A 25711-nucleotide genomic window follows, 5' to 3' on the forward strand; every position below is an offset into this window, starting at 1 on the left:
GTGAAAACTCTGTAACTTTGCCCCGTGGAGGGTTGAAATGAGCACGAATTCCGCACCGTCATCGGCGACCGCCCAGCCCGAGCTGCGCGGCCAATTTCCGCAGGTTCTGCTGGCCACCCTGGCCAGCGCCGTCGGCTTCTGGGCATGGATGCTGATCGCCCCGATCCAGAAGTACTACTCCGAAGGCATGAACCTTTCCGAGGGCCAGATCTCCCTCATGCTGGCCACTCCCGTGCTGGTCGGAGCGCTCGGGCGCATCGTCACCGGAGCGCTGACCGACCGCTTCGGGGCGCGCAAGATGTTCACCGTGGTGCTGCTGGCGTCGGTGCCGGCCGTGCTGCTCGTGGCGCTCGCCGGAACGATCGGAAGCTTCGTGCTGCTGATCGTCGCAGGCACCCTGCTGGGCATCGCCGGCACCATCTTCGCGGTGGGCGTCCCGTTCTCCAGCGCCTGGTACGAGCCGAAGCGGCGCGGCTTCGCCAACGGCGTGTTCGGCATGGGCATGATCGGCACCGCGGTCTCCGCGTTCTTCACCCCACGGCTGCTCAGCGGCTTGGGCTACTTCGGCACCCACCTGTTCATCGCCGGGCTACTGGTGGCCATGGCCGCGCTGGTGTGGTTCTTCCTGCGCGAGTCCCCGGCCTGGACGCCGAACGCCCAGCCGCTGGTCCCCAAGGTGATGGGAGCGCTGAAACTGCCGATCACCTGGCAGATGTCCTTCCTCTACGGCATAGTCTTCGGCGGGTTCGTGGCCTTCTCCACCTTCCTGCCCAAGTACCTGACCACCATCTATCCCGACCAGGTGGACCCGGTGGGCGCCGGCACGCGCACCGCGCTGTTCGCGGTGGCCGCGGTCATCGCCCGTCCGATCGGCGGCGTGCTAGCGGACAAGTTCGGGCCGAAGGTCATTGCGCTGATCTCGCTGGCCGGCATCGTGTCGTTGGCCTACATCGTGGGCCAGCAGCCGGAGGAAGGCATCCTCACCGGAACCGTGTTCATCCTGATGGCTTCCGCCATGGGTCTGGGCATGGGCGCGGTGTTCGCCTGGATCGGCCCGTCCACCCCGCCGGAGAAGGTCGGAGCGGTCTCCGGCGTGGTCGCGGCCGCCGGCGGCCTGGGCGGCTACTTCCCGCCGCTGGCCATGGGCGCGACCTACCATGCAGAAACCAACTCCTACGCGCTGGGCCTCTGGCTGCTGGTGCTGGTCGGCACCTTCGCGCTGGTGGTCGCCGGAATGCTGCGCGGCTCCCGGGACAAGGCCGCGTAGCAGGCTGGACTCATGGAAGAGCAGGCGGCGCTGTACAGCGAGCAGGGAGCCGTCATCGGCCGGGCCCCGCGGTCCCGGGTGCGGAGGGAGAACCTGCGCCACGGCGCCACCGGAATCGTGGTGTTCAACCCGCAGGGACAGGTCTACGTCCACCAGCGGACCTGGAGCAAGGACCTGTACCCCGGATTGTTCGACTTCACCGCGGGCGGGGTCATCCAGGCCGGGGAGGACCCGTTCGACTCGGCGCGCCGGGAGGCGGCCGAGGAGCTCGGGGTGCGCGGCGAGCTGGTGAGCCTGGGCGAGGCGGACTACGCCGACGCGCACGCCAGGTACCGCGCGTTCCGCTATTGGACGATCGCTCCCGGCCCGCTGGAACTGCAGGCCGCGGAGGTGCTGGGCGGGGAATGGATGGAGGTTTCCGAGCTGCTCGCCCAGGTCGACGCCGAGCGCTGGCGCTTCATGCCCGACGCGGTCGCGTTATTCCTGCCGTGGCTTGCTTCCTTGGCGGCGCTGCCGCCGGCCGCCGGCCGGTAAAATCGTGAACCATGGCTATTGGCGCAACTATACGGACCTTTGACATCCAGCTCTCCGACATGGATCGAGGGGTGTACGAGGAACTGTCCCTGCGCGTGGCGCAGCACCCTTCGGAAACCGACGCCTACTTGGTCACCCGGGTGCTGGCGTACTGCCTGGAATTCGAGGAGGGCATCGCCTTCGCCGCGGCCGGGGTGTCCAACGGTGAGGAGCCGGCCGTGCTGGTCAAGGACCTCACGGGCCTGACCACCGCCTGGATCGAGGTCGGCGCGCCTGACGCGCAGCGCCTGCATGCCGGCAGCAAGCTGGCGGACCGTGCGGCCGTCTACACCCACCGCGACCCGCAGCGGCTGCTGGCCTCCTGGAGCGGGAAAACCATCCACCGTGCCGAGGACATCGTGGTGCGTTCCTTCGACTCGAAGTTCGTCGACGCTGCCGCGGCAGAGCTGACCCGCCGCAACATCATGTCCCTGTCGGTCACCGAGGGCCAGCTTTACCTGGAGCTCAACGGCGCCTCGCTGGAAACCCAGATGCAGGAACACCAGATCGGCTAGGCGATGCGTCGGAAGCGGGGGCCCTCGTAGTCCCCGCGCTCGACGAGATCGTCGAACATCTCCAGCGGGCGGGCCCAGAAGCTGTAGTCGCCGTAGAGCGTGCGGTAGAAGACCAACTGCTCCTCGGTCTCGCTGTGCCTGCCCACGGCGAGCACCTCGTAGCGCTGTCCCTTGAAATGCTCATAGATTCCGGGTTCGATGCCCATGGATACGATCCTTCTGAAATGTTGTTGATCTGCAGATAGTGCGCGCGGATGGAACCGCGCGGCAACCGAATGGCATCTCCCGGGCGCGGTGGCCACGGGCCGTTTGGATGCGACCGGTCCGCCGGGGTTTTTGGTTCGCCGTGGCGTTTGGTCCGCGATTCGTCTTGCGGGTATCGCTGGCTGCGACATATGGCTCAAGCACGACGATGCGAAAGGCACCATCATCATATCTACGGCGGAACAACCGCGGCCTCCGACCTTCCCGAGCGGAAGAAGTCGATACTTGACGCGATCTAAACTGTGGCGCGCTGGCGGGAAATCCCTACCGTCGATACTTGCTTCCCCATCCGTTTCATTTTGGATTTTCAGGAAGTGGAAAAGTCAGTAGGCTAGCGATCTTCGACAGGAAAGGATTTCGATTTTCGCCGAAGCAACCAGCATCACGCATCTGCGGAGAATGGGATTGCCCATGGCCAACCATCCAGGCGCAGGTATTCTCATTGCAAGAAGTGCCGTGCCACGTAGGCGCGCAGAGGCCTCTGTGCAGGCGACTGATATCTGGGGGGATACGGTGATCTACCACTTCTTCGGCTGGTCTCTGGTGCTGTGATGGCGGCAGAGACCAGCTTTCTAATTTGCCCCCCCAACAGAATGCCAAAGATGCCTCTTCTCGTGCATATGGGTCGCGAGCATGCTTGAAAGCCAAGACCCTCCCCGTGACCGTGCCGGACGGCGAAAGTGGCATTGAAGAGCCAATCCTGAGTTGGTGGAGAGCGATCAATGGAGCAGGGGTCCTACTTCGCAAAGTAGGACCCCTGTCCTTGTCGTGCAGGCTAGGCCCGTTTACGCGTAAGCAGTCCCCAAATAATGAGGACGAGCAGCGAACCACCGATGGCCAGCAACCACGTCGAAAGCGACCAGAATTCGTTCACTCCGACACCGAATGCCGCGGAACCAATCCAGCCACCAATGACGGCGCCGACAACGCCGAGGAGCAACGTGGCGATCCAGCCGCCACCCTGCTCGCCTGGCTTGATCGCCTTAGCAATCGCACCGGCGATGAGGCCCAAAACAATCCAACCAATGAAACCCATAACTTCCTCCTAGTGGATCGAGTGACTTCGTTCAGCATCTGGACTGAGATGCACTTTATGAACGATAGCGTACCGACCAGTATGTGGTAAGCATGGACACGAGGGCATTTATTAGGCATTCGCCGAAATTCGGTTGTCTGCTGCGCAATATTGACGCTTGTGCCATCCGCGACAGCATCCGTTGTGTCTACGATATCGGCTTGCGACAACTGGTTGCAGAGTAAAGCAATCCATCTGCGTGCCTCGATTGTTCGGTGCACGGTTCAGTTCGACGCCACAGATTATCGCCCTGGCATTCTGGGAAGGGTGAACAGGGTTAGGGGGTGTCGGGGAAACTTAGTGTTCAAGTCCTGCCGTTGCCAAAGAAAAACAGGATCCTGCGTATTGAGGCGGGAGCTGGTCGGCGTGTGGAGGTGTTTCGGGCCCAGTAGGCAATGCCTGTTCCTTCTCCGACCCGATGAGCCCCTTGCCTCATCCAGCCGGAGGAGGACTGGGTTCTGCACCCGGGCTCCTGAGGGCACGCGTGCGTAGCCCGTCCGGCAGCCCCGGCAGGCTAGTGGTGTATTTCGTCCTGCTTACGCGATGCTCACAAAGGACACCTCAGACTGAGGTTTCCTGGGCGCAAGCGTGCGGGCCGGCGTGGTGGTGGAAGCCGTTCTCGCCACGCATGAGGGGCATGCCACGGCGACCTTCCACTGGACGACGCGCCCGCGCCCGGTGCGCAGCGTCGGATCGTTAAAAGAAGAAAACCCCTAGCTAACTAGGGGTTTTCATTGGCGGTGACGGTGGGATTTGAACCCACGGTACGGGGTTACCGTACACAACATTTCGAGTGTTGCACCTTCGGCCGCTCGGACACGTCACCAGACCTGATAACTCTATAACGAACATCTGGCGAATGCCAAAACGAAGGGGCTCCAATCGGGCGCAAGTGGCCCGAAACACAGTTTTCCCGGCTGCGGCTCAGCGCTTGGATCTGAAGAAGTCGCGCAGCAGGCCGGCGCATTCCTGCTCCCTGACGCGGGGATAGACCTCGACCCAGTGGTTCAGCCGCGGTTCGCGCACGATATCGAACACCGAGCCGCAGGCCCCGGCCTTCTCGTCCCAGGCGCCGAACACCACCCGCGGGATGCGCGCGAGCACGATCGCTCCGGCGCACATCGCGCAGGGTTCCAGCGTGACCACCAGGGTGCAGTCCTCCAAGCGCCAGCCGTCGTCCTCGCCGCGCGCGGCCAGGACGGAGACCGCGTTGCGGATGGCGACGACCTCGGCGTGGGCGGTGGGGTCCTTCAGGGCTTCGCGTTCATTGCGGCCGGTGGACAGCAGCTTTCCGTCGGGGGAGATGACCACCGCGCCGATGGGGACGTCGTCGGTGGCCAAGGCGGCCCGGGCCTCGTCCAGCGCGAGGTCCATCCAGGCTTCGTGTTCACGGTTCATAGTGCTCCAACCATACGTGTTCGGGTGCCGCCGCCGGGGACGGCGGGCGGTTTTACTGTTCGCTTGGGCACATAATCCGGATTTCCGTCGGGGAATTGCCGGAATTCCTCGATCGGGCAAAGGCCGGGCTGATAGATTTTGATGCATGCGCGTACAGGTAGTCGACCACCCGTTGGTGGCACACAAGGTCTCAGTTCTTCGTGACAAGAACACCCCGTCCTCGATTTTCCGCCAGCTGACCGATGAACTGGTCACCCTGCTGGCCTACGAGGCCACCCGCGAGGTGAAGACCGAGCAGGTCGAGGTCGTCACCCCGGTCGCGGTCACCACCGGTACCACCATCGCCAAGCCGACCCCGCTCGTCGTCCCGATCCTGCGCGCAGGCCTGGGCATGCTCGAAGGCATGACACGCCTGGTGCCGACCGCTGAGGTCGGCTTCCTGGGCATGGCCCGCAACGAGGAAACCCTGGACATCATCACCTACGCCGACCGCGTTCCGAACGACCTGTCCGGACGCCAGGTGTTCGTACTGGATCCGATGCTGGCCACCGGCGGCACCCTGGCCGAGGCCATCAAGTTCATCTTCGAGCGCGGCGCCAGCTCGGTGACCTGCATCTGCCTGATCGCCGCGCCGGAGGGCGTCGAACGCCTGAAGTCGATCCACGGCGACGACGACCGCGTGCACGTGGTGCTGGCCTCGCTGGACGAGAAGCTGGACGATAAGTCCTACATCATCCCGGGCCTGGGAGATGCCGGCGACCGCCTGTACGGCGTCACCCCGCCGATCGCCTAGTTTTCCGGCGCCGGCGGTTCTCCGCCGGACAACGCGAAAGGGGCTGCCCGCACCACTGGTGCGGGCAGCCCCTTTCTCAATCCCCGATTCGCTCCTGCCCCTGGGCTAGACCGAGGCCTTGGGGGAACGTCCGGCTGAGCCGGCGGGTTCGGCGTCCTGGTCGATGAGCGGGAGCCTGACCTCGAAGACGGTGTCCCCGGGGACCGAGCGCACCGAGATGCTGCCGCCATGGGCTTCCACGATGCTCTTGGCGATCGGCAGGCCCAGGCCGGTGGTGCCGTCCGAGCCGGAGCGGGCCTTGTCCGCGCGGGTGAAGCGCTCGAAGACCGTGGGCAGGAAATCCGCGTCGATGCCTTCGCCGGTGTCGTGCACCAGCAGCACCGCCTCGTTGCTGTCCGGGTCCTGGCGGACCGTGGCGGTCACGGTGTTGCCCGGGCTGGTGTGCTTGCGGGCGTTGGCCAGCAGGTTCGTGATCACCCGGCGCAGCGAGGAGGAGTCGGCGTAGACGAAGGTCTGCGGGTCCTGGCAGTCGAACTCCCAGATGTGGTCGTCCGCGGTGACCTTGAAGTCCTCGGTGATGTCGGCGGTGAGCAGCCCCAGATCCAGCTTGGTGCGGCGGAAGGCGTTCGCCTCGTCCAGCCGGGCCAGCAGCAGCAGGTTCTCCACCAGCGAGCCCATGCGGTGGCTCTGCTGCAACACCCGCTCCACCGAACGCTGCCCGTCGGGGGAGAAGTGCTCGGTCGCGGCGAGCAGCTCGGTGTAGCCGCGGATGGAGGACAGCGGGGTGCGCAGCTCGTGCGAGGCGTCGGCGACGAACTGGCGCATCTGCGCCTGCGACTTCTCGCGGGCGGTCAGCGCCGTGGAGACGTTGTCGATCATCGCGTTCAGGGCGTAGCCCACGTTGCCGACCTCGGTGCCCGGGGTCGCGTCCTCCTCGGCCACGCGCTGGGTCAGCTCGACCTTGCCCGAATCCAGGTCGGTGTCGGCCACCGAGGCCGCCACCCCCGCCACGCGCTTGAGCGGAGCCAGCGAGCGGCTGATCAGCCAGGAACCGGCCAGGCCCGCGCCGACGATCAGGATCATCGCGATGAACAGCGTCAGCCAGGCCATTTCGCGCAACGCCACGTCGGTGTCGGACAGCGGCAGGCCGACCACCAGCACGGTGTTGGTGCCGGCGTCCTGCACCGCGACCAGGTAGTAGTCGCCAACCGTCAGGTTTGCGCGGCGCGGGTGGAATGCTCCGGGGGTGTGCAGGTCGCTGACCGGCAGCTGCACCATCGGGATGGCGTCCTGCTGGCCCAGCTGCTTGAATTCACCGGTCTTCTTGTCCAGCACGCCGCCAACGAAGACCAGCCGGTCGAAGCGCGCGGTGAGCGTGCCGGCGGACTGGCCGGGGGCCTCGATCCGGCCGTTGCCGGCTTCCTGCGAGTAGTTCAGGGCGCGCTCGGTGGTCAGCTTGAGCTGGTCGCCGAGCTGGTCCATGAGCGTCTGGCGCATGCCGGCGTTGTAGAGCAGCCCGAGCAGCGCGGAGACTGCCGTGACCGACGTGAGAAGGATGATCATCAGCTTGCGCTGCAGCGCATGCGGAGAACTCACCTTCGGGGTGGTGGTGAACATGCTCATGCAGCGGGCTTCAAAACGTATCCCACGCCGCGCACGGTGTGAATCATCGGTTCGGCGTCGACGTCGATCTTCTTGCGCAGGTAGGAAATGTACAGTTCAACGATGTTCGCCTGGCCGTCGAAGTCGTAGTGCCAGACATTGTCAAGGATCTGCGACTTGGACACCACGCGGCGCGCGTTGTTCATCAGGTAGGAAAGCAGGTCGAACTCGGTGGCGGTCAGCTGGATCTCGCGTCCGGCGCGGGAGACGTCGTGGGAGTCGAGATTCAGCACCAGGTCGCCGACCACCAGCTCCGCGGTATCTGCGGTGGTGGCTCCGGAGCGCTCGACCAGGCGGTGCAGGCGGATCAGCACCTCCTCCAGGCTGAAGGGCTTGGCGACGTAGTCGTCGGCGCCGGCGCCCAGGCCTTCAATGCGGTCCTCGACTGCATCCTTGGCGGTCAGGAACAGCACCGGGACGTCGGGCAGGTGGGTACGGACCTTGCGCAGCACCTCGGGACCGTCGAAGCCCGGCAGCATCCAGTCCAAGACCAGGACGTCAGGGGTGAAGGAACGTGCGGTGGCGACGGCTTCGGGGCCGTCATGGGCCATGGTCGCTTCCCACCCGAGCATGCGGGTTCCCATGGCTACCAGTTCGGCGAGCGATGGCTCGTCGTCAACCACCAGTACCTTGATCGGCGTGCCGTCCGGATGGGTGAGACGTGGAAGCTGGGCGGGAGAGAATCGGGAATCGTTCATGTTTAAGAGCATCCCCTATTGCCTTGGGCTGACTTTATGATTTACCTGTGCAGAAGCTATGTCCACATGACGATTTTATGCGAGATATTTGCAATCAGATAGCGCTTAATTTGGTCAAGGGTGCAGAACGGCGAATGTTTGAAGTGTGAACATCGAATGTCAATGAATGAATATTCAGACCTCTGCATAGGGTAGGCATACTGCGCATTGATCCAAAAAATCCTGAACATATTGAGTAGTTAAGCGCTTAGATCGCCATGTTTTGCCTAAAGTGGCGCACGTCACTTTCGGACACATCCGTCTCACATCGTGGACATGGGTGCTTATTGTTACTTGCAAGTTCCCAATGTTACGAGGAAACTAGAGGTGTGAGTAAGGCGCAGAGCAGTAAATGGAACCCCGGCGGGACATCGCCGCTGGCCTCCCTTTGCTGTTGTCGAATGCTCGGCGTCAGCGGCACCGCATCGAATTTCTGAGTTACTGGAATTCGGTTCACGGGCAGCCGTTGACGGGAAACCCAACTGCTGCTGGTGGACGAAGGCCGCTGGCAGCGCAAGCAAAACCCGAAGCATCAGCGCCAAATCACTTGGCCTTCGCACACATAGAGGAAAAGCAATATGTCGGCAGGATCCGGATACGTTCACGTTTCAATTCGCAATGCCCAGAACCGGGCAGCGGCGGCGCAGCGCGCGGCCGCAGGAAGCTATGCCCCGGCAGGCTATCGCCCGCTGCGCGCCGTTTCCAACGTGCATGAGACCCGCGAACCAATGCATCAGCCTGCCGCCGCACCTGTCCAGTCAGCAGGAGCCCAGAGCGCTGACACCTCGGCCCGCGGCTTCGTGCTGTATGTAGGCCTGGACGAAGCGGCAGCCCAGGCCCAGGGCACCTCGCTGGGCAAGCTGGCCACCCAGGTGCGCGCCTTCCTGGCGACCCTGTCGCCGCAGGCCCAGACCCACGCGGCCGTGGCACTGGCACCGACCAGCGCCCAGGGCGAGCCGATCGACGTCGTGCGCCAGGCGCTGGGCGATCCGACCCTCTCCCGCCGCCCGCGCGCCGAGGCGCGCCCGAGCACCCCGCGTCCGTCGGGCGTGCTGATCGACCTGTCGCGCCGCGAGGTCTACCTGGACGGCGAGACCCTGAACCTGACCTTCAAGGAATTCGAGCTGCTGAACTTCCTGGTGGAGAACGGCACCCGCACCGTGGGCCGCGAGGAGCTGCTGGAAAACCTGTGGCGCAATGCCGACGAGGTGCCCAACGAGCGCACCATCGACGTGCACATCCGCCGCCTGCGCTCGAAGCTGGGCCGTCTGGCGAACACTGTGCGCACCGTGCGCGGCCAGGGCTACCGTTTCTACGAGCACCCGGAGGTCGTTGTCTGGGCGGCGCCGGAATACTCCATCTAGTCTTCGGAGTCGGCGTCCCTGGGCGGGACGAACCGGCGGCGCGGCGGGCAAACCATTGGGTATGCCCGCCGCGCTTGTCTTAAGCTGGGGACTATGAATGCTGCCCAGACCCGCCGCCTGATCCTGATGCGCCATGCCAAGGCGGACTACCCGCTGGGCGTGCCCGACCACGAGCGCCCGCTGGCCTCGCGCGGGAACCGCGAAGCCCCCGCCGCCGGGGCCTGGCTCGTGGAGAACGACCTCATCCCGGACTACATCATCTGCTCCGACGCGCTGCGCACCCGGTCGACCTGCGCCTGGGTGCTCTCCGAGCTGGGGGAGAAGGGCCCGACCCCGTACATCGACTCGCGCATATATACCGCCTCGGTCTCCGCGCTGTGCTCGATCATCAACGAGGTGCCGGACACCGTGGGCACGCTGCTGGTCATCGGGCACCAGCCGGTGCTGCAGGAGCTGGCGCTGCGCCTGGCCTCGGCCGACTCCGACGAGGAAGCGGTCTACGAGCTGGCGATGAACTACCCGACCCTGGGCACCACGGTGCTGGAGACCGGCCACCCCTATTCGCACTTGGACGCGCGCGACGCGAAGGTCACCCACTTCGCCGTTCCGCGCCCATGAAGCCCGGGCAATCCGCGGGTCGGACGCCTGCGGCCCAAGATGAGAAAACCCTCACGGGATTCTCCTGACCATCTCATCGGATGTCCACGTTCGGTTAACCCTGTGCGACTTCACTGTAAATAGTCGAGCCGAACGGCCGGCCGCGGGGCGCAGGATCCCCGTGGAAAGCGAGCAAGGAGAACCCGCCATGGGTATTGCACCAATCATCGAAGAGCACCCAACCCCGTCGGCCGCGCCGTCGAGCGACCGCCAGGAGCTGGGCGCCCGCACCGTGGCCGCCATCCGCACCGCCTACACCACCCGCTTCGTCGGCGCGCAGCTGCAGCGCAACCCGGGCGACTTCCATCTTCTGGGCGGCGCCGCGCTGGCCCCTGCCGCCGGAGACGTGGTGGTGGCCCGCGTGACCGAGATCGGCCAGCACACCGCGCTGCAGTCGGCCGAGGGCCGCCGCCAGAAGCTGTTCATCGGCCAGCTGGTGCTGGTGGCCTACGGCGACCGCTACGCACCGGACCAGTTCCTGGCCCACGTGCCGCTGGACCTGGGCCCGTGCCAGCTGGTGGCCGGCGGCGGCGTGGCAAGCCGCGTGGAATCCATGCATGCTTCCATCGAGGCGGCTACCGAGCTGGAGCCGCTGGGCCTGCTGGCCCGCGACGGGCAGGTCGTGAACCTGGCCGACTTCGCCCCGCTGCAGGTGCACACCCCCTCGGCCGGCGCGAGCGCGCAGCCGGCCCGGACCGGCGTGCCGGTCATCGCGGTGCTGGGCACCTCGATGAACTCGGGCAAGTCCACCACCCTGGGCTGCCTGGTCAACGGGCTGACCAATGCCGGGCTGGATGTTGCAGCCGGCAAGGCCACCGGCACCGGGGCCGGCAACGACCCGAACCTCTTCAAGGACGCCGGCGCGGTGTCAGTGGCCGACTTCACCGACTTCGGCTACCCGACCACCTACATGGTGCGCTACGAGCAGGTCCGCGACCTGCTGGTGGCGATGATCCGCGAGCAGGCCGCCACCGGCGCCGACGTGGTCGTCATCGAGATCGCCGACGGATTGTTCCAGGGCGAGACCTCCCGCCTGCTGAACGACCCGGTCTTCTCCCGGCACGTGGACCGGGTGCTGTTCAGCGCCCAGGACGCGCTGGGCGCGCTGGCCGGCGAGCAGATCCTGCTCTCCGCCGGACTGGACCTGGCCGCGGTCTCCGGGCGCCTGACCGCCTCCCCGCTGGCCGCCGACGAGGCCCGCGCCAACCTGCGCACCCAGGTCATCGACACCTTCGAGCTGTGCGACCCGCAGGTCGCCACGGCGCTGCTGCCGCGCTCCTAGCCGCGGCGGCGAAGGCAAGCCATGCAGGAGAAGACGGACACCGGGATGGGCGAGCGGGCGCGGCGCGGCAAGCTGCCGGCCCTGTGGGCCCCCGGACGCCGGGCGGCGCTGTCGTGGCTGCTGGGCCTGGGGCTTGGCATGGGCGCGCTCACGGTGCTGCTGGCCTGGCTCACCGGGCAGCTGACCCGCGCCTTCACCGTTTCCGGGCTCTGGCTGGTGCTGGGCCTGGCGCTCGCGTTCGGGCTGGGCAAGTTCGCCGAGCGGGTGCTGGCCGAGAAGCTGGGGCAGCACTACGTGGCGCAGCTGCGCGGCGGGCTGCTGAAGCAGTCGCTGACCGCCGACCGGGCCCCGGGGCTGGGCATCACCGTCGCCCGCTCCACCAACGACCTCTCCTCGGTGCGCAACTGGGTGATCCAGGGCATCGTGCCGCTCATGGCGGGCATCCCGCTGCTGCTCTTCGCGCTGGCCGGGCTGTACCTCAGCGCGCCGCCGCTGGCGCTGGCGCTGCTCATCCCGCTGGGACTGGAACTGCTGCTGCTCGGGGTGCTGGCCCCGGGAGCCTACGGCGCGGCCCGGGTGCTGCGCCGGCGCCGCGGGGCGCTGGCCTCGCGGATCGCCGAAACCCTGGGCGCCGCCACCTCCGTGCGGGCCGCCGGGGGCGTGGGGCGCGAGGTGGGCCGGCTGCAGGACACCGCCGGTCGCATGGCAGCCGCCGCAGTGCACCGCGCGCGATTCGCCGGGGCGCTGCGCGCCAGCGCGCTGGCCGTGCCGCTGATGGGCAGCGTGCTGCTGGTGGGCCTTGCCTCCAGCGCCGGGCTGCCGGCCTCCGCGATCACCAGCGGACTGCTGCTGCTGGGCATCAGCAGCGCGGTGCTCGGGGAATTCGGGCGCATGGTCGAATACCGGCAGAACTACAAGGCCGCCCGGCGGATCCTGGCCCCGCTGCTGGCCCAGTTGGCCGCGCGCGGCACCGGCGCCGGGACCCGGCTGCCGGTGGGCGCGCCTGGCAACACCCCGGACGTGGTGCGCCTGCAGCCGGCCGCCGGCCCGGACGGGCGGGCCTGGCCCACGCTGCTGGCAGGTCCGGGCGAGCGCATCGAGGTGGGCGGCGGCCGGGCCGCGCAGCAGCTGCTGCACCGGCTGGCCACCACCGGGCTGGCCTCGGATCCCCAGCCCCACGGGGCCTGGGTGGGCGGACGGAACCTCGGGCTGGTCCCCGAACGCAGCCGGCGCCGGCTGCTGGGCGCCGCGCTGTCAGGGATGGTGCTCGAACGCGGGTCCATCGCCCGCGCGCTGCGCTACCGGCGCCCGCAGGGAAGCCTGGAGGAGGCGCTGCGGCTGGCGCAGCTGTTCGGGCTGGATGTCGACGAGCTGCCCGACGCGGAGGCGACCATGCTGCGCCGCGGCGGCGAACCGCTGGACGACGCGCAGCGCGCCGGGCTGCTGCTGGCCCGGGCGCTGCTGGAGAAGCCGGCGCTGCTGGTGCTCGACGGGCTGCCGGGGGCGCTGTTGCCGGGCGCGGCCCGCGAGGCGGGCAGGCTGCTGCAGGACTACCCGGGGGTGCTGCTCTACCGCGGGACGCTGCCCGGACTGCAGCCCACCCGCGGCTGGGAACCGCAGGCGCGCACCTAGCGAGCGTCCCGGGACATCGCGCGCAGCCCGTGCACCGTGGCCATCACCGCCAGTGTATTGGTGTCCAGATCCGGCGGCGCCTCGCCGTCGGACCGTTCGCGCGCGGTGAGCAATGCGGCGCCGAACATCGCGCGGGCGGAAGCGGCCAGCAGCGGCTCGGGCACCTGCACCGCGCGGCGCAGCGCCTCGGTGATCTGGTCGGTGATCCGGTGGCGGAACTCCTGCACCTGCTCGCCCCACGGGCTTTCGCCGCGCTGCTGCTCGCTGACCCACAGCTGGGCGTAGGAGGGGTACTCCTGCACGAAGCCGAACGCGGAGCGCACCATCGCCTCCAGCGCCGCCATCGGATCCTCCACCGCCGCGTCCCGGCCCAGCTGGTCCAGCAGCTTGCGCGCGCCGAACTCCAACAGCGCGCCGATCATCTTCTCCTTGGAGCCGAAGTTGTAGTAGACGGTGCCCTTGGAGACCCCTGCGGCGCGGGCGATCTCGTCGACCGACACCGCGTTGACCCCGCGCCGGCCCAGCAGCGCCATCGACGCGGCGAACAGCCGCTCCTTCGAATCGGTGGCGCGCACCCGCGGGCGGGCGCCGAACTGCCCTGTCATTCGCCCAGCTCCGGCTGCAGGGTCTTCAGCGTCCAGGTCTTGTGCAGGCGCACCGCCAGCAGGCTGCAGCCCAGACCCAGCAGCGTGTAGCCAACCAGCACGCCGCCGATGGCCGACAGCATGCCCAGATCCGCCCCGTACATCAGGTGGCGCATGCCCAGCACCACCGAGCTCATCGGCAGGATCTGGTGCAGCACGTGCAGCGGCTCGGGCAGCGTCTCCCAGGGGAAGGTGCCGCCGGCGGTGACCAGCTGCAGCACCATCAGCACCAGCACCACGAACTTGCCGGCGGTGCCCAGCAGGGCGTAGATGCCCTGGATCAGGGCGCTGAAGCACAGCGCCGCGAGCAGGAACAGGCCCCAGGTCAGCCACGGGTGGGCGGTGTTCAGGCCGAGCCCGAAGTGCACCACCGCGAACAGCAGGCTGGTCTGCAGCAGCGCCAGCCCGGCGAAGGGCAGCCAGCCGCCGATGGCGATCTTCCAGTTCACGCCGTTGGAGGCCAGCGCGCGGGTGGTGATCGGGCGGACCACCTGGGTCAGGATCAGCACGCCGATGAACGTCGCCAGGGTCATGAAGAACGGGGCCAGCCCCTCGCCGTAGGCGTGCGCCTCGGCCTGCTTCTGCTGGGTCACCGAGACCGGGTCGCCGATCACGTTCGCCAGCTTGTCGCTGGTCTTCGCATCCGGGTCGGGGACCTGTCCCACGCCGTCCGCCAGGCCGCTGGACAGCTCGCCCGAGCCGTCCTCCAGCTGGGTGGTGCCGTCCGAGAGTTCGCCGACGCCCTCGGAGAGCTGCACCAGCCCGGAGTGCAGCGCCCCGGAGCCGTCCACCAGCGCCCCGGCGCCGGAATCCAGCTCGCCGGCTCCCGAGGCCGCCTGGGTGGCGCCGTCCAGCGCGTCGTGCTGGCCGCCGGCCAGGGTAGAGGCCCCGGAGGCCAGGGTCTTGGCGCCGGACGCCAGGTCGGAGCCGCCGTCGGCGGCCGTGGAGATGCCCTCCACCAGGGAGGGGACCGCGGCGTTGAGCTTGCCGGTGCCCGCGGACAGGGTGCCCAGGCCCTTGGCGAGCTCGGCATTGCCGTCGGCCACCTGCTGGGAGCCGCCGGCCAGCGCGTCAAGGCTTGACTGCACGGCGCCCAGCTCGGCGCGGACCTTCGCCGCCTCGTCCTTCACCGCCTGGCTCGCGGTCGAGTCGTCCACGGCGCCGGCGAGGTCCTTGGCGATCTTCTCCGCCTGTTCTTCGCTCAGCGCGCCGGAGGCCACGAGTGCATCCAGGCGCTGGGACATCGCATCTTCCACCTGGCCCAGCCGGTCCTTCGCGTCGGCCTGCAGCTGGTCGATCACCTCGATGGCCCCGTCCGCGGTGGCGGCGAGCTTGGCATTGCCGTCGGCGACCTGCTTGGAGCCGGCGGCCAGCTGGTCGGCGGCCTTCTTGGCGCTGTGCGCTCCGTCATCCAGCCGCTTTACCGAGTCAGGCAGCGCTGCGGTCTTGGACTCCAAGGTGTCCAGCCCGGCGGAGAGCTTGCCTGCGCCGGCGGAGAGTTCGGCGGCGCCGGAGGCGAGCGAGTCGGCCCCGTCGGCCAGCTTGCCCTGCCCGGCGACCAGCGAATCCAGCCCGGTGCTCAGCGAGCTGGTGCCGGCCTTGAGCGCGAGCGTGCCGTCGGCCAGCTGGGAGCTGCCGTCCACCAGCTTGGTGGTGCCGTCGGCCAGGGTGAGCACGCCGTCGCCCAGGGACAGGGTGCCCTCGTAGACCTGCTTGGCGCCGTCGGCGGCCTCGCCCATCGACTGGTGGATGTCCACGAAGCCGGCGATCATGGCGGAGGCGGTTTCGGTGCCGACCTCATTGGCCACCGAGGTGCGCACCTCGCCGGCCAGGGTCTTGGCGAAGTTGCTGACCATGAAGTTGTTCGCGTCGTTGGTCAGCAGCACGATGTCCGCCTGGGTGGCGTCCTTGAAGTCCCCCGGGGAGGTCAGCGCCGCGGAGAAGTCCTCGGGCAGGATCATCGCGAAGGCGTAGGTGCCGTCGGAGACCGCCTGCTCGGCCGCTTCGCGGGTGTCCAGCTGGGCCCAGCTGAAGGTGCCGTCCTCGTCCAGCGACTCGACCACGGTGTCGCCGACCTGCTTCTCCTTGCCGTCGACGGTGGCGCCCTCATCGAGGTTGACCACCGCGGCGGTGACATTGTCCAGGTTGGACTGCGGATCCCAGTTGGCGTAGAGGTAGAGCGCGCCGTACAGCAGCGGCACGCAGGTGATGGCGATGAGCGCGAGCTTGGGCAGCGTGCCGCGGGTCATGCGCTTGAGTTCGGAAAGCGCCAGACGCAGTGTCGTCATGGGTTAGTCCTTTGCTTGGCTGGGGTCGCTGGCCGGCCGCGGGGTCGGCGTGGGGGTGTCCTGTTCTTCCGGCGTTCCGGGTTCCGCGCTGGCCGATGGGTCTTGAACCGGTTCGGAAGGCTCGGGTTCGGCGGGCTCCGATTCGGCGGGCTCGTGCGGCGGTTCTGCGACGGCCGGCACCATGGCGGTGGCCGGCTCGATCGGCATAACCGGCTCGGCAGGCTCACCTGGTTCGGACGGTTCGACGTGCTCGTCCAGCCCGGTCCGGATCCGGTCATCGGAGTCCTCAGAGGTTTCTTCCGGCGCGGCGTCGGGGAGCGGTGCAGGTGCTTCATCCGATGCGAGGCCATCGGCCCATTCGGCCACCCCGAGGTAGGCCACCGGACCGGTCCAGCTGTCGGGGATCCGGGCCACCGTGGCGACCACGGCGAACTGGCGGTCCGACAGGGCAAAGCGCTCCAGGGCTTCGAGCCATGCCTCGTCCTCGCCCAGGTGCCGGTCGGGCGAATCCACGACCAGCAGCCTGGTCTGCGGATTCTCGGCGGCCAGCTGCGTGAGCATCTCGGTCATGCGCACTGGATCGACCGCGTCGACCCAGTCGCCGGCGATGTCGCCGTAGCCGTGCTCCGCCATCCACTTCTTGGGATTCGGCTTGCGCCACGGCGGCGAGGGGATCAGCGAGAGGTCCTCGCTGACCACGTCCCGGACCTTCAGGTGCGCCTCGGGATCGTTGATGTTCGGGGAGTCGACCACCGCGCTGTGCTTGCGCAGGTGGGCCAGGCGCGAGCTGCTGCCCCAGGTCACCGTGCCGCCGCCGGGCTTCATCCGGCCTGAAAGCAGCAGGGCCAACGCGGTGCGCGCGCCCTGCGGTTCCCCGGCGACAAGCAGCATTTCCCCGGGCGCGACGCTCAGGGAAGTGGGCGGAACCAGTTCGCTATGGCGTCCCTGGAATGAAATCGAGTCTGCAACAAGCACGTTAACGAGACTAATTGAACTGACCGGTCAGTTCAATTAGTGGGAATATCTTTTGCATCACCTCTGGACGTAAAGCGCGTAATGCATTTGGATGATTCATGAGCTGTCACCGAGTGCGCCCGGGGGAATTCACGGCGAATTCAAGTTCGTCTGGTTTATTCGGTGCTGAGCTTACGGCGCGGTCACCTGTCCGCGCTCACGACACCGACGTTGGGAATCACATGCGCAAACGCACCAGCATGGCTCTTGCGGCCGCTGTTCTGGGCGCCAGCCTCGCGGCTGGCGGAATCGTGCCGGCCACGGCCGACGACCCCGGAATCACCTCGATCGAGGAAATCCAGGGAACCACCGACGCTTCTCCTCTCGCGGGGCAAAAGGTGACGGTCCAGGGTGTAGTCACCGGGGCCTATGCCGAAGGCGGCATCCGCGGCTTCTACCTGCAGACCGCGGGCAGCGGCGCGGAGATCTCGCCGCTGGGCAGCTCCGGCATCTTCATCTACGCGCCGCGGCAGGTTTCCTCGCTCGCCGTGGGCGACCACGTGGAAGTCGCGGGCACCGTGTCCGAATACTTCGGTCTGACCCAGATCAGCGCCTCCGGCGTGCAGCAGCTGGACGAACCGGCCGAAGCGGTCAAGCCGCTGGCGATCGCGCTGCCGGCCTCGGATGCCGCCCGCGAGCGCTTCGAATCCATGGTGGTCGACCCGCAGGGTCGGTTCACTGTCTCGGACAACTACTCGCTGAACCAGTTCGGCGAGGTCACCCTCGCGCAGGGAACCAGCAGCATCGTGCCCGGAGAGCGCACGCTGCGCCAGCCCACCGACGTCTTCGCCCCGGGCAGCGCCCAGGCCCTGCAGCTGGCCGCCGAGAACGAGCAGCGGGCCATCGTGCTGGACGACGGCGCGACGCTGAACTTCTCAAGCGCCTCCAACACCTCGGTGCCGCTGCCGTACCTCGATGCGCAGCGCCGGGTCACCGTGGGAGCGGCTGCGACCTTCACCGATCCGGTGATCATGGACTACCGCTACGACCTGTGGAGGCTGCAGCCGACCGGACAGGTGACCGGTGCGCAGGATGCTGACATCCCGGTCAGCTTCGAGCAGATCGACAGCGGCGAGCCGGAGGACGTCGGGGGCAATGTGAGCGTCGGCAGCTTCAACGTGCTCAACTACTTCACGACTACCGGCGACAGCCTCGAGGGCTGCACCTACTACAACGACCGCCAGGGTGTTCCGGTGACGGTGCGCGGGGGCTGCGACGCCCGCGGCGCGGCCACGGAGGCAAGTCTGGAGCGGCAGCAGTCCAAGATCGTGGCGGCGCTGAACAAGTTCGACGCCGACGTCGTGGTGCTTGAGGAGATCGAGAACTCGGCGCGCTTCGGCCAGGACCGCGACGCCGCGCTGGCGCACCTGGTTGGCGAGTTGAATGCCGCGGCCGGGGAGAACCGCTGGAGCTACGTGCCGAGCCCCGGCGCGGTTCGGGCCGACGAGGACGTGATTCGCACGGCGATGATCTACCAGCGCGATGCGGTGAAGCTGATCGGCAAGTCCACGATCCTCCAGGACCCCGCCTTCGACAACGCCCGCGACCCGATGGCCCAGGCCTTCCAGCGTGTGGGCGGCAACCAGAAGACCCGCTTCCTGGTGGTTGCCAACCACTTCAAGTCCAAGGGATCCGATCCCAAGGACGGGTCGGCCAACGCCGACAAGGGCGACGGCCAGGGCGCGTGGAACGCCGCGCGCGTCGAGCAGGCCACCGCGCTGGTCGAGTTCGCCGATTCGCTGAAGAAGACCTCGAACACCGACCAGATCCTGCTGGCCGGTGACTTCAACTCCTACTCGGCCGAGGATCCGATCAAGGTGCTGGCCGATGCCGGGTACGTCGACCTGGGCGCCAAGGCCGATTCGCGCAGCTACCTGTTTGCCGGGCTGACCGGTTCGCTAGACCACGTCTTCGCCTCGAAGCCGTTGGCGCGGAAGGTGGCAGGACAGGACATCTGGAACATCAACGCGACCGAATCCATCGGCTACGAGTACAGCCGCTACAACTACAACGTGACCCAGCTGGTCACCGGAGACCAGTACCGCTCCTCTGACCACGATCCGGTGCTGGTGGGCCTGCAGCTGGACAAGAAATAGCGGCGCCAGGCTAATAGCTGCCGGGCCCGGTCGCCTGCGCGCAGATTGCGTGCACGCGACCGGGCCGCTTGCGTCGACGCCCCGACGGCAGGGAAATTGGGGGTTGACACTTCGTGGATCCCCGGGCAATCTTAGTGGAGATGATTTGTGAGAGCGCTCACACGGTTGATGCGCGAGTGCTGTTGCGACTCATGCTGCATCGGAAACTCTGCGGAGTTTTATTTTTTCCTCAATTTTGAGAGCGCTCTCACGGCATCTCGGGACGCTCGAAATTTCACTCGCAAGCTCAGCACTCTGAACGGAGTCACCGTGGACATCACACGCACATCCCGCATCGCCAAAGCGGCCGCCGTCGCCGGAAGCCTGGCCCTGCTGGCCACAGGTTGCGGCGGCAACAACAACGCGACCAGTGAACAGCCGGCATCCCCAGACAACCCGATCACCCTGACAGTGACCACCTTCGGCACCATGGGGCTGGATGACCTGTATACGAAGTACGAATCAGAGAATCCGGGAGTCAAGATCCAGGCGACGAACATTGATACCGGCGGCAACGCGCTGACCGACTGGAAAACCAAGCAGGCGGCAGGTGCGGGCCTTCCCGACGTGCAGGCCGTCGAGGAGGGGTGGCTTGGCCAGGTCATGACCGTCTCCGACTCGTTCACCGACCTGCGCGACTACGGCGCGGGTGACATTGCCGGCCAATGGGTCGACTGGAAGGTCCAGCAGGCCACCGACGACGAAGGCCGAATCATCGGCTACGGCACCGACATCGGGCCGATGGGGCTGTGCTACAACGCGGACCTCTTCAAGGAAGCGGGCCTGCCCAGCGAGCGCGATGCGGTGGCCGAACTCTTCGGTGGCGACAACGCCACCTGGGAGCAGTTCGTCGACGTTGGCAAGGACTACGTGAAGGCCTCGGACAAGGCCTTCTACGACCAATCCGGCTTCGTATGGAATTCCATGGTCAACCAGCTCGACGAGGGCTACTACAAGGCCGACGGAACCTTGAACATCGAGGGCAACACGCAGCTGCGCGAGCGCTGGGACCTGCTGGCCGATGCGGCCTCCAACGGACTGTCTTCCGGGCAGACCCAGTGGGACTGGGGCAAGGGACAGGCATTCGTCGACGGTTCCTTCGCCACCATGCCGTGTCCGGGATGGATGCTCGGAGTCGTCAAGGGGCAGATCGAGGGCGCCGGCGGCGATTCGACCGGCGGTTGGGACTTTGCCGACGTCTTCCCCGGCGGCCCTGCGAACTGGGGCGGAACCTTCCTGACCGTGCCTGCGACCTCGCAGCATCCGGCCGAGGCGGCGAAGCTGGCCCAGTGGCTGACCAGCGCGGATTCCCAAGCCGCCGCCTTCGAGGTGGCCGGAACCTTCCCGAGCAGCCTCGACGCGCAGCAGTCCGAAGCGGTGACCGGAGCCAATGACCTGACCAAGTTCTTCAACGACGCGCCGATCGGGAAGATCCTGGCCAACCGCGCCGAGGGAGTCAAGGCCCAGTTCAAGGGGCCGAACGACTCGGTCATCCAGGAGCAGGTCTTCGGCCCGGCCACCATCGCGCTGGATTCCGGAACGGATGGACAGAAAGCGTGGAACGACGCGCTGGCAACCTTGAAGGACCTGGACATCAAGTAGCGGCCGACGCAATCGGTACCCGGGTCTGCCGACCCGGGTACCGAGGAAGAAGCGAACAATTTTCATGAGCACCATGACCAACAAGCCTCCCGGAGCCAGCACCGGGCCTGCCGGGCGCAAAGCTCGGCCGTCAGCACCCACACCCGAGAAGCTCCGGGAGGACCAGCTGACCGGGAAACAGCGGCACCGCCACTTCTTCAGCCGGCTGGACTACAAGTACTCGCCGTACCTCTACGTTGCACCGTTCTTCATCCTCTTCGCACTCGTCGGGCTCTTCCCGCTGGTCTACACCTTCGTGGTCTCCATCAACGACTGGGATCTGCTGGGCGGAGCGGGGGAGTGGGTGGGGCTGGAAAACTATACCGCGGAGTTGTCCTCGCCGCTGTTCTGGAACTCCCTGTTTAATACGTTCAGCATCTTCCTGCTCTCGGCCATCCCGCAGCTGGCGATCGCGACGTTCATCGCCGCGATGCTGGACCAGAACCTCCGAGCCAAGACCTTCTGGCGCATGAGCGTGCTGGTGCCATATGTGGTGACCCCGGTCGCCGTCACGCTGATCTTCTCCAACGCCTTCGACGAAAAATACGGCTTGATCAACAACCTGCTCCAGGTTTTCAACGTGGATCCAGTGGCTTGGAAGACCTCCGTGTTCCCATCCCACCTGGCCATAGCCACGATGGTGAACTGGCGCTGGACCGGATACAACGCGCTGATCCTGCTGGCCGCCATGCAGGCGGTTCCGCGCGAGCTGCACGAGTCGGCCGCGCTCGACGGCGCGGGCAAGCTGCGCAGGTTTTTCTCCATCACGCTGCCTAGCATCCGGCCGACCATGATCTTCGTGATCATCACGGCCACCATCGGCGGAATGCAGATCTTCACCGAGCCGAAGCTTTTCAACGCCAGCAGCTCGGTCCCCGGCGGACCCGACCGCCAATACCAGACAACCGTGCTGTATCTGTGGGATCTGGCGTTCAATCGCGGGGACTTCGGCCGGGCTTCGGCCGTGGCCTGGATGCTGTTCCTGATCATCATCCTCATCGGAGTCATCAACTTCCTGTTGTCCAGGAAGATCGCTTCCTCCGGCGAGAAGCGCGCCGGCCGCCGGCCAGCGCGTCGCGGCCGGAGAGCCGGCAAAACCGCCATACCGGCCAGCGGACAGGACATGGCAGAGGCCAGGAGGAGAAACCATGGTTAACCAGACCCTTAATAGGGCAGCCCCGCTGCCGCGACGCAAGCGGTCCCATAGCTTCACAACCGAAAGCCGGCCGGGATTCCTGGTCTACGGCATCCTGCTCGCGTTCTTCTTGGGCAGCACCTACCCGCTGTGGTATTCGATGGTCATCGGATCCTCGGATTCTGGGGTCTTCGCTTCGGCCAGGCCTCCGCTGCTGCCGGGCGGACACTTCTGGAGCAACGTGGCCGAGGTGTTCAACACCGTCGACTTCTGGGCGGCCCTGGGCAACAGCCTGGTGGTGTCCTCCGTGATCACGCTGTCGGTCGTGTCCTTCTCCACGCTGGCCGGGTACGCCTTCGCCAAGCTTCGTTTCCGCGGCCGCGAGGGCCTGCTGGTTTTCGTGATCGCGACCCTAGCGGTGCCCACCCAGCTGGGCATCATCCCGCTGTTCATGATGATGAAGGAATTCGGCTGGACCGGTTCGCTGGGAGCCATCATGATCCCGACCCTCGTCACAGCGTTCGGGGTGTTCTTCATGCGCCAGTATCTGGTGGACAACATCCCCGATGAACTGATCGAGGCCGCCCGCGTGGACGGCGCCAGCATGATCGGCACGTTCTGGCATGTGGGGGTTCCCGCCGCCCGCCCGGCCATGGCGATCCTGTCGCTATTCACCTTCATGACCGCATGGACCGACTACCTGTGGCCCATGCTGGTGGCCCCGCAGACCCCCACGCTGCAGGTGGCATTGAGCCAGCTGCAATCCGCCCGCTACGTCGACTACACCATTGTGATGGCCGGTGCGCTGATGGCCACCATTCCGCTGCTGGTGCTGTTCGTCGTGGCCGGCAAGCAACTCGTTTCCGGAATCATGACAGGAGCTGTCAAAGGCTAATGACTCGACATCTATCCCAATCATTCGCGTGGCCCGAGCACTTCATCTGGGGTTCGGCCACGGCGGCGGCACAGATCGAAGGCGCAGCGCATTCCCACGGAAAAGAGGATTCCATCTGGGACGCGTTCGCCCGCACTCCCGGGGCCATCGCTGGCGGGGACGACCTGCAGGTCGCGGTGGACCACTACCATCGCTACAGCGAAGACGTGGCCCTGATGCGCGAGCTGCATCTGGACTCCTATCGGTTCTCCACCAGCTGGGCCCGGATCGTGCCCGGAGGGCGGGCCGTCAACCAGCAGGGGCTGGACTTCTACTCGCGGCTGGTCGACGAGCTGCTGGAGCACGGCATCCTGCCCTGGCTGACGCTGTACCACTGGGACCTGCCGCAGGCACTGGAGGAACTCGGCGGCTGGGCCAACCGGGATACCGCGTTCCGATTCCTGGAGTATGCCGAGGTGGTCCATGCGAAGCTGGGGGACCGGGTCACCCACTGGACGACATTCAACGAGCCCTTGTGCTCATCGCTGATCGGCTACGCCGCTGGCGAGCACGCGCCGGGACGGCGGGAACCTGCCGCCGCGCTGGCCGCCGTGCACCACCAGCATCTGGCGCACGGGCTGGCCACTGCCCGGCTGCGCGAGCTGGGAGCAGAACACCTGGGCATCACCTTGAACCTGACCAACGCGGTGCCCGATGACCCCGCCGACCCGGTGGACCTTGAAGCCGCGCGCCGAATCGACGCCCTGTGGAACCGCATGTACCTGGACCCGATCTTGCGCGGCGGATACCCGGCAGACCTGTTGGAGGACGTCGGCGACCTCGGACTGAATGCGGTGATCAAGGACGCGGATGCGATGCTCATCGCGCAGCCCATCGATTTCCTCGGCGTCAACCACTACCATGACGACAATGTGTCCGGGCATCCGCTGGCCGCTGGCGAACCGGCGGCCCTGGTACCCACGGATTCGCCGAAATCCTCGCCGTTCGTCGGCAGCGAGCACGTCACCTTCCCCACCCGCCATCTTCCGCGCACGGCCATGGGCTGGGAGGTGAACCCGCAAGGGCTGCGCGTGCTGCTCAACCGGCTGCGGGACGACTATCCGAACTTGCCGCCGCTGTACATCACCGAAAACGGGGCGGCGTATGAGGACGCGGTCACCGCACAGGGCACGGTGGAGGACCCGGAGCGGGAGGAATACATTTTCAGCCATCTGGACGCGGTGGCCGGGGCCCTCTCCGACGGGGTGGACGTGCGGGGCTACTTTCTCTGGTCGCTGCTGGACAACTTCGAGTGGGCCTGGGGCTACAACAAGAGGTTTGGAATCATCCACGTGGACTACCGGACGCAGCAACGCACCATCAAGAACAGCGGCCGGGCCTACGCCAGGCTCATCGCCGCCAACCGTACAATGGCATGACGCCCGGACCCGGGGTGCGGCGATCAAACCGCGCCCCGGATCCCCAGCGTCCAGGATCGGCGAAAGCCCTTGAAGTAAAGAGAACAAGCATGTCCGAAGCACGCAAGCAGCAACCGACGCTGGAACTCGTTGCAGAGCGCGCCGGGGTCTCCCGCGCCACGGTGTCCCGCGTCGTCAATGGTTCGGAGAAGGTCAAACCGGAAGCGATGCGCGCGGTGGAACAGGCGATCCGAGAGCTGAACTACGTGCCCAACCGGGCGGCCCGCTCGCTGGCCCAAGGAAGAACCAATGCGATCGCGCTGGTGGTTCCGGAAAACACCGCAAAATTCTTCGCCGATCCGTATTTCGCAAAGGTGGTCCAGGGCGCCGCCCAGTATCTGGCTGATACCGAGTTCATGCTCTCGCTGCTGCTGTCCACCGAATCCGATCCCGGGAAAACCACACGCTATCTGCGCGGCGGCAATGTGGACGGCGCCCTGGTGCTGTCCCACCACTCCGCCGACCGTTCCTACGCGGATCTCGGCGGGCAGCTCCCGCTGGTGTTCGGCGGCCGAACCATGAGCACCGACCAGAACGAAATCTACGTGGTCGACATCGACAATATCGCCGCGGCGAAGCAGGCCACCAACGTGATCATCGATCGCGGACGCCGGCACATCGCCACCATAGCCGGACCGCAGGATATGGGAGCGAGCCTCGACCGCCTGACCGGGTTCACCCAAGCGCTGGCCGAGTCGGGACTCGAACCAGCGGCGGTGCTGGAAAGCGATTTCACCCCCGATAGCGGACACCACCTGATGAGCCAGCTGATCGAATCGGGTGCAGACATCGACGGGTTGTTCGTGGCCAGCGCCCAAATGGCTTTCGGCGCGCTGCAGGCGATGGCGGGCGCCGGGCTCAATATTCCGCAGGATGTCTCCGTGACCACGGTCGACGACGACGCTTTCGCACGCAACGCCGTCCCGCCGCTGACCACGATTGCCCAGCATCCGGAGCGCCAAGGGGCGGTCATGGCCGAGATACTGATCAAACGGATCAATGGCGAAAGTGTGCCCGAATGGAGCATCATGGACACCGAATTGATCCTGCGCGCTTCGCACTAGCACTCTCCAGGATGTCCTGCGTTCCGGCGGGAAGCCGGAACGCAGGTTAAAACAGAAATTCCCACTCTTTCGAGCGGGAATTTCACTTTGTGCGCCCAAAGGGATTCGAACCCCTGACCTTCTGTTCCGTAGACAGACGCTCTATCCAGCTGAGCTATGGGCGCATATTCATTTGTTTGCCGCCTTGACGACTTGAATAACAATACACGAGATTCCGCG

Annotated in this window: 22 protein-coding genes and 2 tRNA genes; 14 read left to right on the top strand and 10 right to left on the bottom strand. The window is 66.4% G+C overall.

Annotated features, from left to right (window positions below; translation table 11 throughout):
* Positions 1-37: 37 nt before the first annotated feature.
* The 3 genes from C1H84_RS13750 to C1H84_RS13760 are packed head-to-tail and all read left to right on the top strand — an operon-like array spanning position 38 to position 2355.
* On the top strand, positions 38-1267 hold the full coding sequence (locus tag C1H84_RS13750; RefSeq protein WP_053797337.1) for an MFS transporter: 1230 nt from the start codon (positions 38-40) through the stop codon (positions 1265-1267).
* 12 nt (positions 1268-1279) lie between these two features.
* The gene (locus C1H84_RS13755; RefSeq protein WP_047117984.1) at positions 1280-1801 is read left to right on the top strand and encodes an NUDIX hydrolase; all 522 of its coding nucleotides are present in this window, start codon (positions 1280-1282) and stop codon (positions 1799-1801) included.
* An 11-nt stretch (positions 1802-1812) separates the two neighbouring features.
* The gene (locus C1H84_RS13760) at positions 1813-2355 is read left to right on the top strand and encodes a YaeQ family protein (RefSeq protein ID WP_113607684.1); all 543 of its coding nucleotides are present in this window, start codon (positions 1813-1815) and stop codon (positions 2353-2355) included.
* Here C1H84_RS13760 and C1H84_RS13765 read toward each other — a convergent pair.
* The 4 genes from C1H84_RS13765 to tadA all read right to left on the bottom strand — a co-directional run bounded on the left by C1H84_RS13765 (position 2352) and on the right by tadA (position 5092).
* Positions 2352-2561, bottom strand: a complete 210-nt coding sequence (locus tag C1H84_RS13765; protein WP_047117982.1) for a DUF1653 domain-containing protein — start codon at positions 2559-2561, stop codon at positions 2352-2354. The genes C1H84_RS13760 and C1H84_RS13765 overlap by 4 nt on opposite strands.
* Positions 2562-3394: 833 nt before the next feature.
* Entirely contained in the window at positions 3395-3655 is a 261-nt protein-coding gene (locus tag C1H84_RS13770) for a GlsB/YeaQ/YmgE family stress response membrane protein (RefSeq protein ID WP_047117981.1), read from the bottom strand.
* Positions 3656-4429: 774 nt separating this feature from the next.
* Positions 4430-4520, bottom strand: a tRNA-Ser gene (locus tag C1H84_RS13775).
* A 98-nt stretch (positions 4521-4618) separates the two neighbouring features.
* Complete coding sequence (gene tadA, locus C1H84_RS13780) at positions 4619-5092, bottom strand: tRNA adenosine(34) deaminase TadA (RefSeq protein WP_053797340.1); 474 nt, start codon at positions 5090-5092, stop codon at positions 4619-4621.
* 145 nt (positions 5093-5237) lie between these two features.
* On the opposite strand from tadA, the gene upp reads away from it, so the two are divergent.
* Positions 5238-5885, top strand: coding sequence for a uracil phosphoribosyltransferase (upp, locus tag C1H84_RS13785; protein ID WP_053797341.1), 648 nt, complete (start codon positions 5238-5240; stop codon positions 5883-5885).
* 105 nt (positions 5886-5990) lie between these two features.
* Here the strand turns inward: upp and C1H84_RS13790 are convergent, their stop codons facing one another.
* Positions 5991-7508 carry a sensor histidine kinase gene (locus C1H84_RS13790; RefSeq protein ID WP_113607685.1) on the bottom strand — a complete coding sequence of 506 codons (1518 nt, stop codon included), beginning with the start codon at positions 7506-7508 and terminating at the stop codon, positions 5991-5993.
* Positions 7505-8245 carry a response regulator transcription factor gene (locus C1H84_RS13795; protein ID WP_047117977.1) on the bottom strand — a complete coding sequence of 247 codons (741 nt, stop codon included), beginning with the start codon at positions 8243-8245 and terminating at the stop codon, positions 7505-7507. Before C1H84_RS13795 ends, C1H84_RS13790 begins: the two co-directional genes overlap by 4 nt.
* A gap of 617 nt (positions 8246-8862) precedes the next feature.
* On the opposite strand from C1H84_RS13795, the gene C1H84_RS13800 reads away from it, so the two are divergent.
* The 4 genes from C1H84_RS13800 (at position 8863) to C1H84_RS13815 (ending at position 13219) form a co-directional block, all read left to right on the top strand.
* A complete protein-coding gene (locus C1H84_RS13800; RefSeq protein WP_047117976.1) occupies positions 8863-9648 on the top strand; it encodes a winged helix-turn-helix domain-containing protein in 786 nt (261 codons plus the stop codon).
* A 93-nt stretch (positions 9649-9741) separates the two neighbouring features.
* A complete protein-coding gene (locus tag C1H84_RS13805; protein ID WP_053797343.1) occupies positions 9742-10266 on the top strand; it encodes a SixA phosphatase family protein in 525 nt (174 codons plus the stop codon).
* Between the two features lie 187 nt (positions 10267-10453).
* Positions 10454-11587 (top strand): DUF1611 domain-containing protein, encoded by a 1134-nt coding sequence (locus C1H84_RS13810; RefSeq protein ID WP_244910912.1) that lies wholly within the window; start codon positions 10454-10456, stop codon positions 11585-11587.
* 21 nt (positions 11588-11608) lie between these two features.
* Positions 11609-13219 (top strand): ABC transporter ATP-binding protein, encoded by a 1611-nt coding sequence (locus C1H84_RS13815; protein WP_113607686.1) that lies wholly within the window; start codon positions 11609-11611, stop codon positions 13217-13219.
* Here C1H84_RS13815 and C1H84_RS18650 read toward each other — a convergent pair.
* Genes C1H84_RS18650 through C1H84_RS18300 form a run of 3 tightly spaced genes read right to left on the bottom strand, consistent with a single transcriptional unit; the run spans position 13216 to position 17126 of the window.
* Positions 13216-13824 carry a TetR/AcrR family transcriptional regulator gene (locus tag C1H84_RS18650; protein ID WP_113607687.1) on the bottom strand — a complete coding sequence of 203 codons (609 nt, stop codon included), beginning with the start codon at positions 13822-13824 and terminating at the stop codon, positions 13216-13218. The genes C1H84_RS13815 and C1H84_RS18650 overlap by 4 nt on opposite strands.
* Positions 13821-16151, bottom strand: coding sequence for a YhgE/Pip domain-containing protein (locus C1H84_RS13825; RefSeq protein ID WP_113607688.1), 2331 nt, complete (start codon positions 16149-16151; stop codon positions 13821-13823). The genes C1H84_RS18650 and C1H84_RS13825 overlap by 4 nt, the downstream gene beginning before the upstream one ends.
* 3 nt (positions 16152-16154) lie before the next feature.
* The gene (locus C1H84_RS18300; protein WP_181728145.1) at positions 16155-17126 is read right to left on the bottom strand and encodes a P-loop NTPase family protein; all 972 of its coding nucleotides are present in this window, start codon (positions 17124-17126) and stop codon (positions 16155-16157) included.
* A gap of 221 nt (positions 17127-17347) precedes the next feature.
* Between C1H84_RS18300 and C1H84_RS13835 the strand changes: the two genes are divergently transcribed.
* The 6 genes from C1H84_RS13835 to C1H84_RS13860 all read left to right on the top strand — a co-directional run bounded on the left by C1H84_RS13835 (position 17348) and on the right by C1H84_RS13860 (position 25492).
* Positions 17348-19261, top strand: coding sequence for an ExeM/NucH family extracellular endonuclease (locus C1H84_RS13835; protein ID WP_113607689.1), 1914 nt, complete (start codon positions 17348-17350; stop codon positions 19259-19261).
* Positions 19262-19570: 309 nt separating this feature from the next.
* Complete coding sequence (locus C1H84_RS13840) at positions 19571-20902, top strand: ABC transporter substrate-binding protein (RefSeq protein ID WP_113607690.1); 1332 nt, start codon at positions 19571-19573, stop codon at positions 20900-20902.
* Between the two features lie 64 nt (positions 20903-20966).
* Positions 20967-22097: a carbohydrate ABC transporter permease gene (locus C1H84_RS13845; RefSeq protein WP_113607691.1), complete on the top strand. Its 1131-nt coding sequence runs from the start codon at positions 20967-20969 to the stop codon at positions 22095-22097.
* Positions 22090-22971 carry a carbohydrate ABC transporter permease gene (locus C1H84_RS13850; protein WP_113607692.1) on the top strand — a complete coding sequence of 294 codons (882 nt, stop codon included), beginning with the start codon at positions 22090-22092 and terminating at the stop codon, positions 22969-22971. Before C1H84_RS13845 ends, C1H84_RS13850 begins: the two co-directional genes overlap by 8 nt.
* Positions 22971-24389 carry a GH1 family beta-glucosidase gene (locus C1H84_RS13855; RefSeq protein WP_053797352.1) on the top strand — a complete coding sequence of 473 codons (1419 nt, stop codon included), beginning with the start codon at positions 22971-22973 and terminating at the stop codon, positions 24387-24389. The genes C1H84_RS13850 and C1H84_RS13855 overlap by 1 nt, the downstream gene beginning before the upstream one ends.
* Positions 24390-24478: 89 nt before the next feature.
* Positions 24479-25492, top strand: a complete 1014-nt coding sequence (locus C1H84_RS13860; protein ID WP_113607693.1) for a LacI family DNA-binding transcriptional regulator — start codon at positions 24479-24481, stop codon at positions 25490-25492.
* A 90-nt stretch (positions 25493-25582) separates the two neighbouring features.
* On the opposite strand, the gene C1H84_RS13865 is transcribed toward C1H84_RS13860, so the two are convergent.
* Positions 25583-25656: transfer RNA gene (locus tag C1H84_RS13865), tRNA-Arg, on the bottom strand.
* Between the last annotated feature and the right edge of the window lie 55 nt (positions 25657-25711).

The organism is Glutamicibacter soli, assembly GCF_003309065.1.
Classification (GTDB): Bacteria; Actinomycetota; Actinomycetes; order Actinomycetales; family Micrococcaceae; genus Glutamicibacter; species Glutamicibacter soli.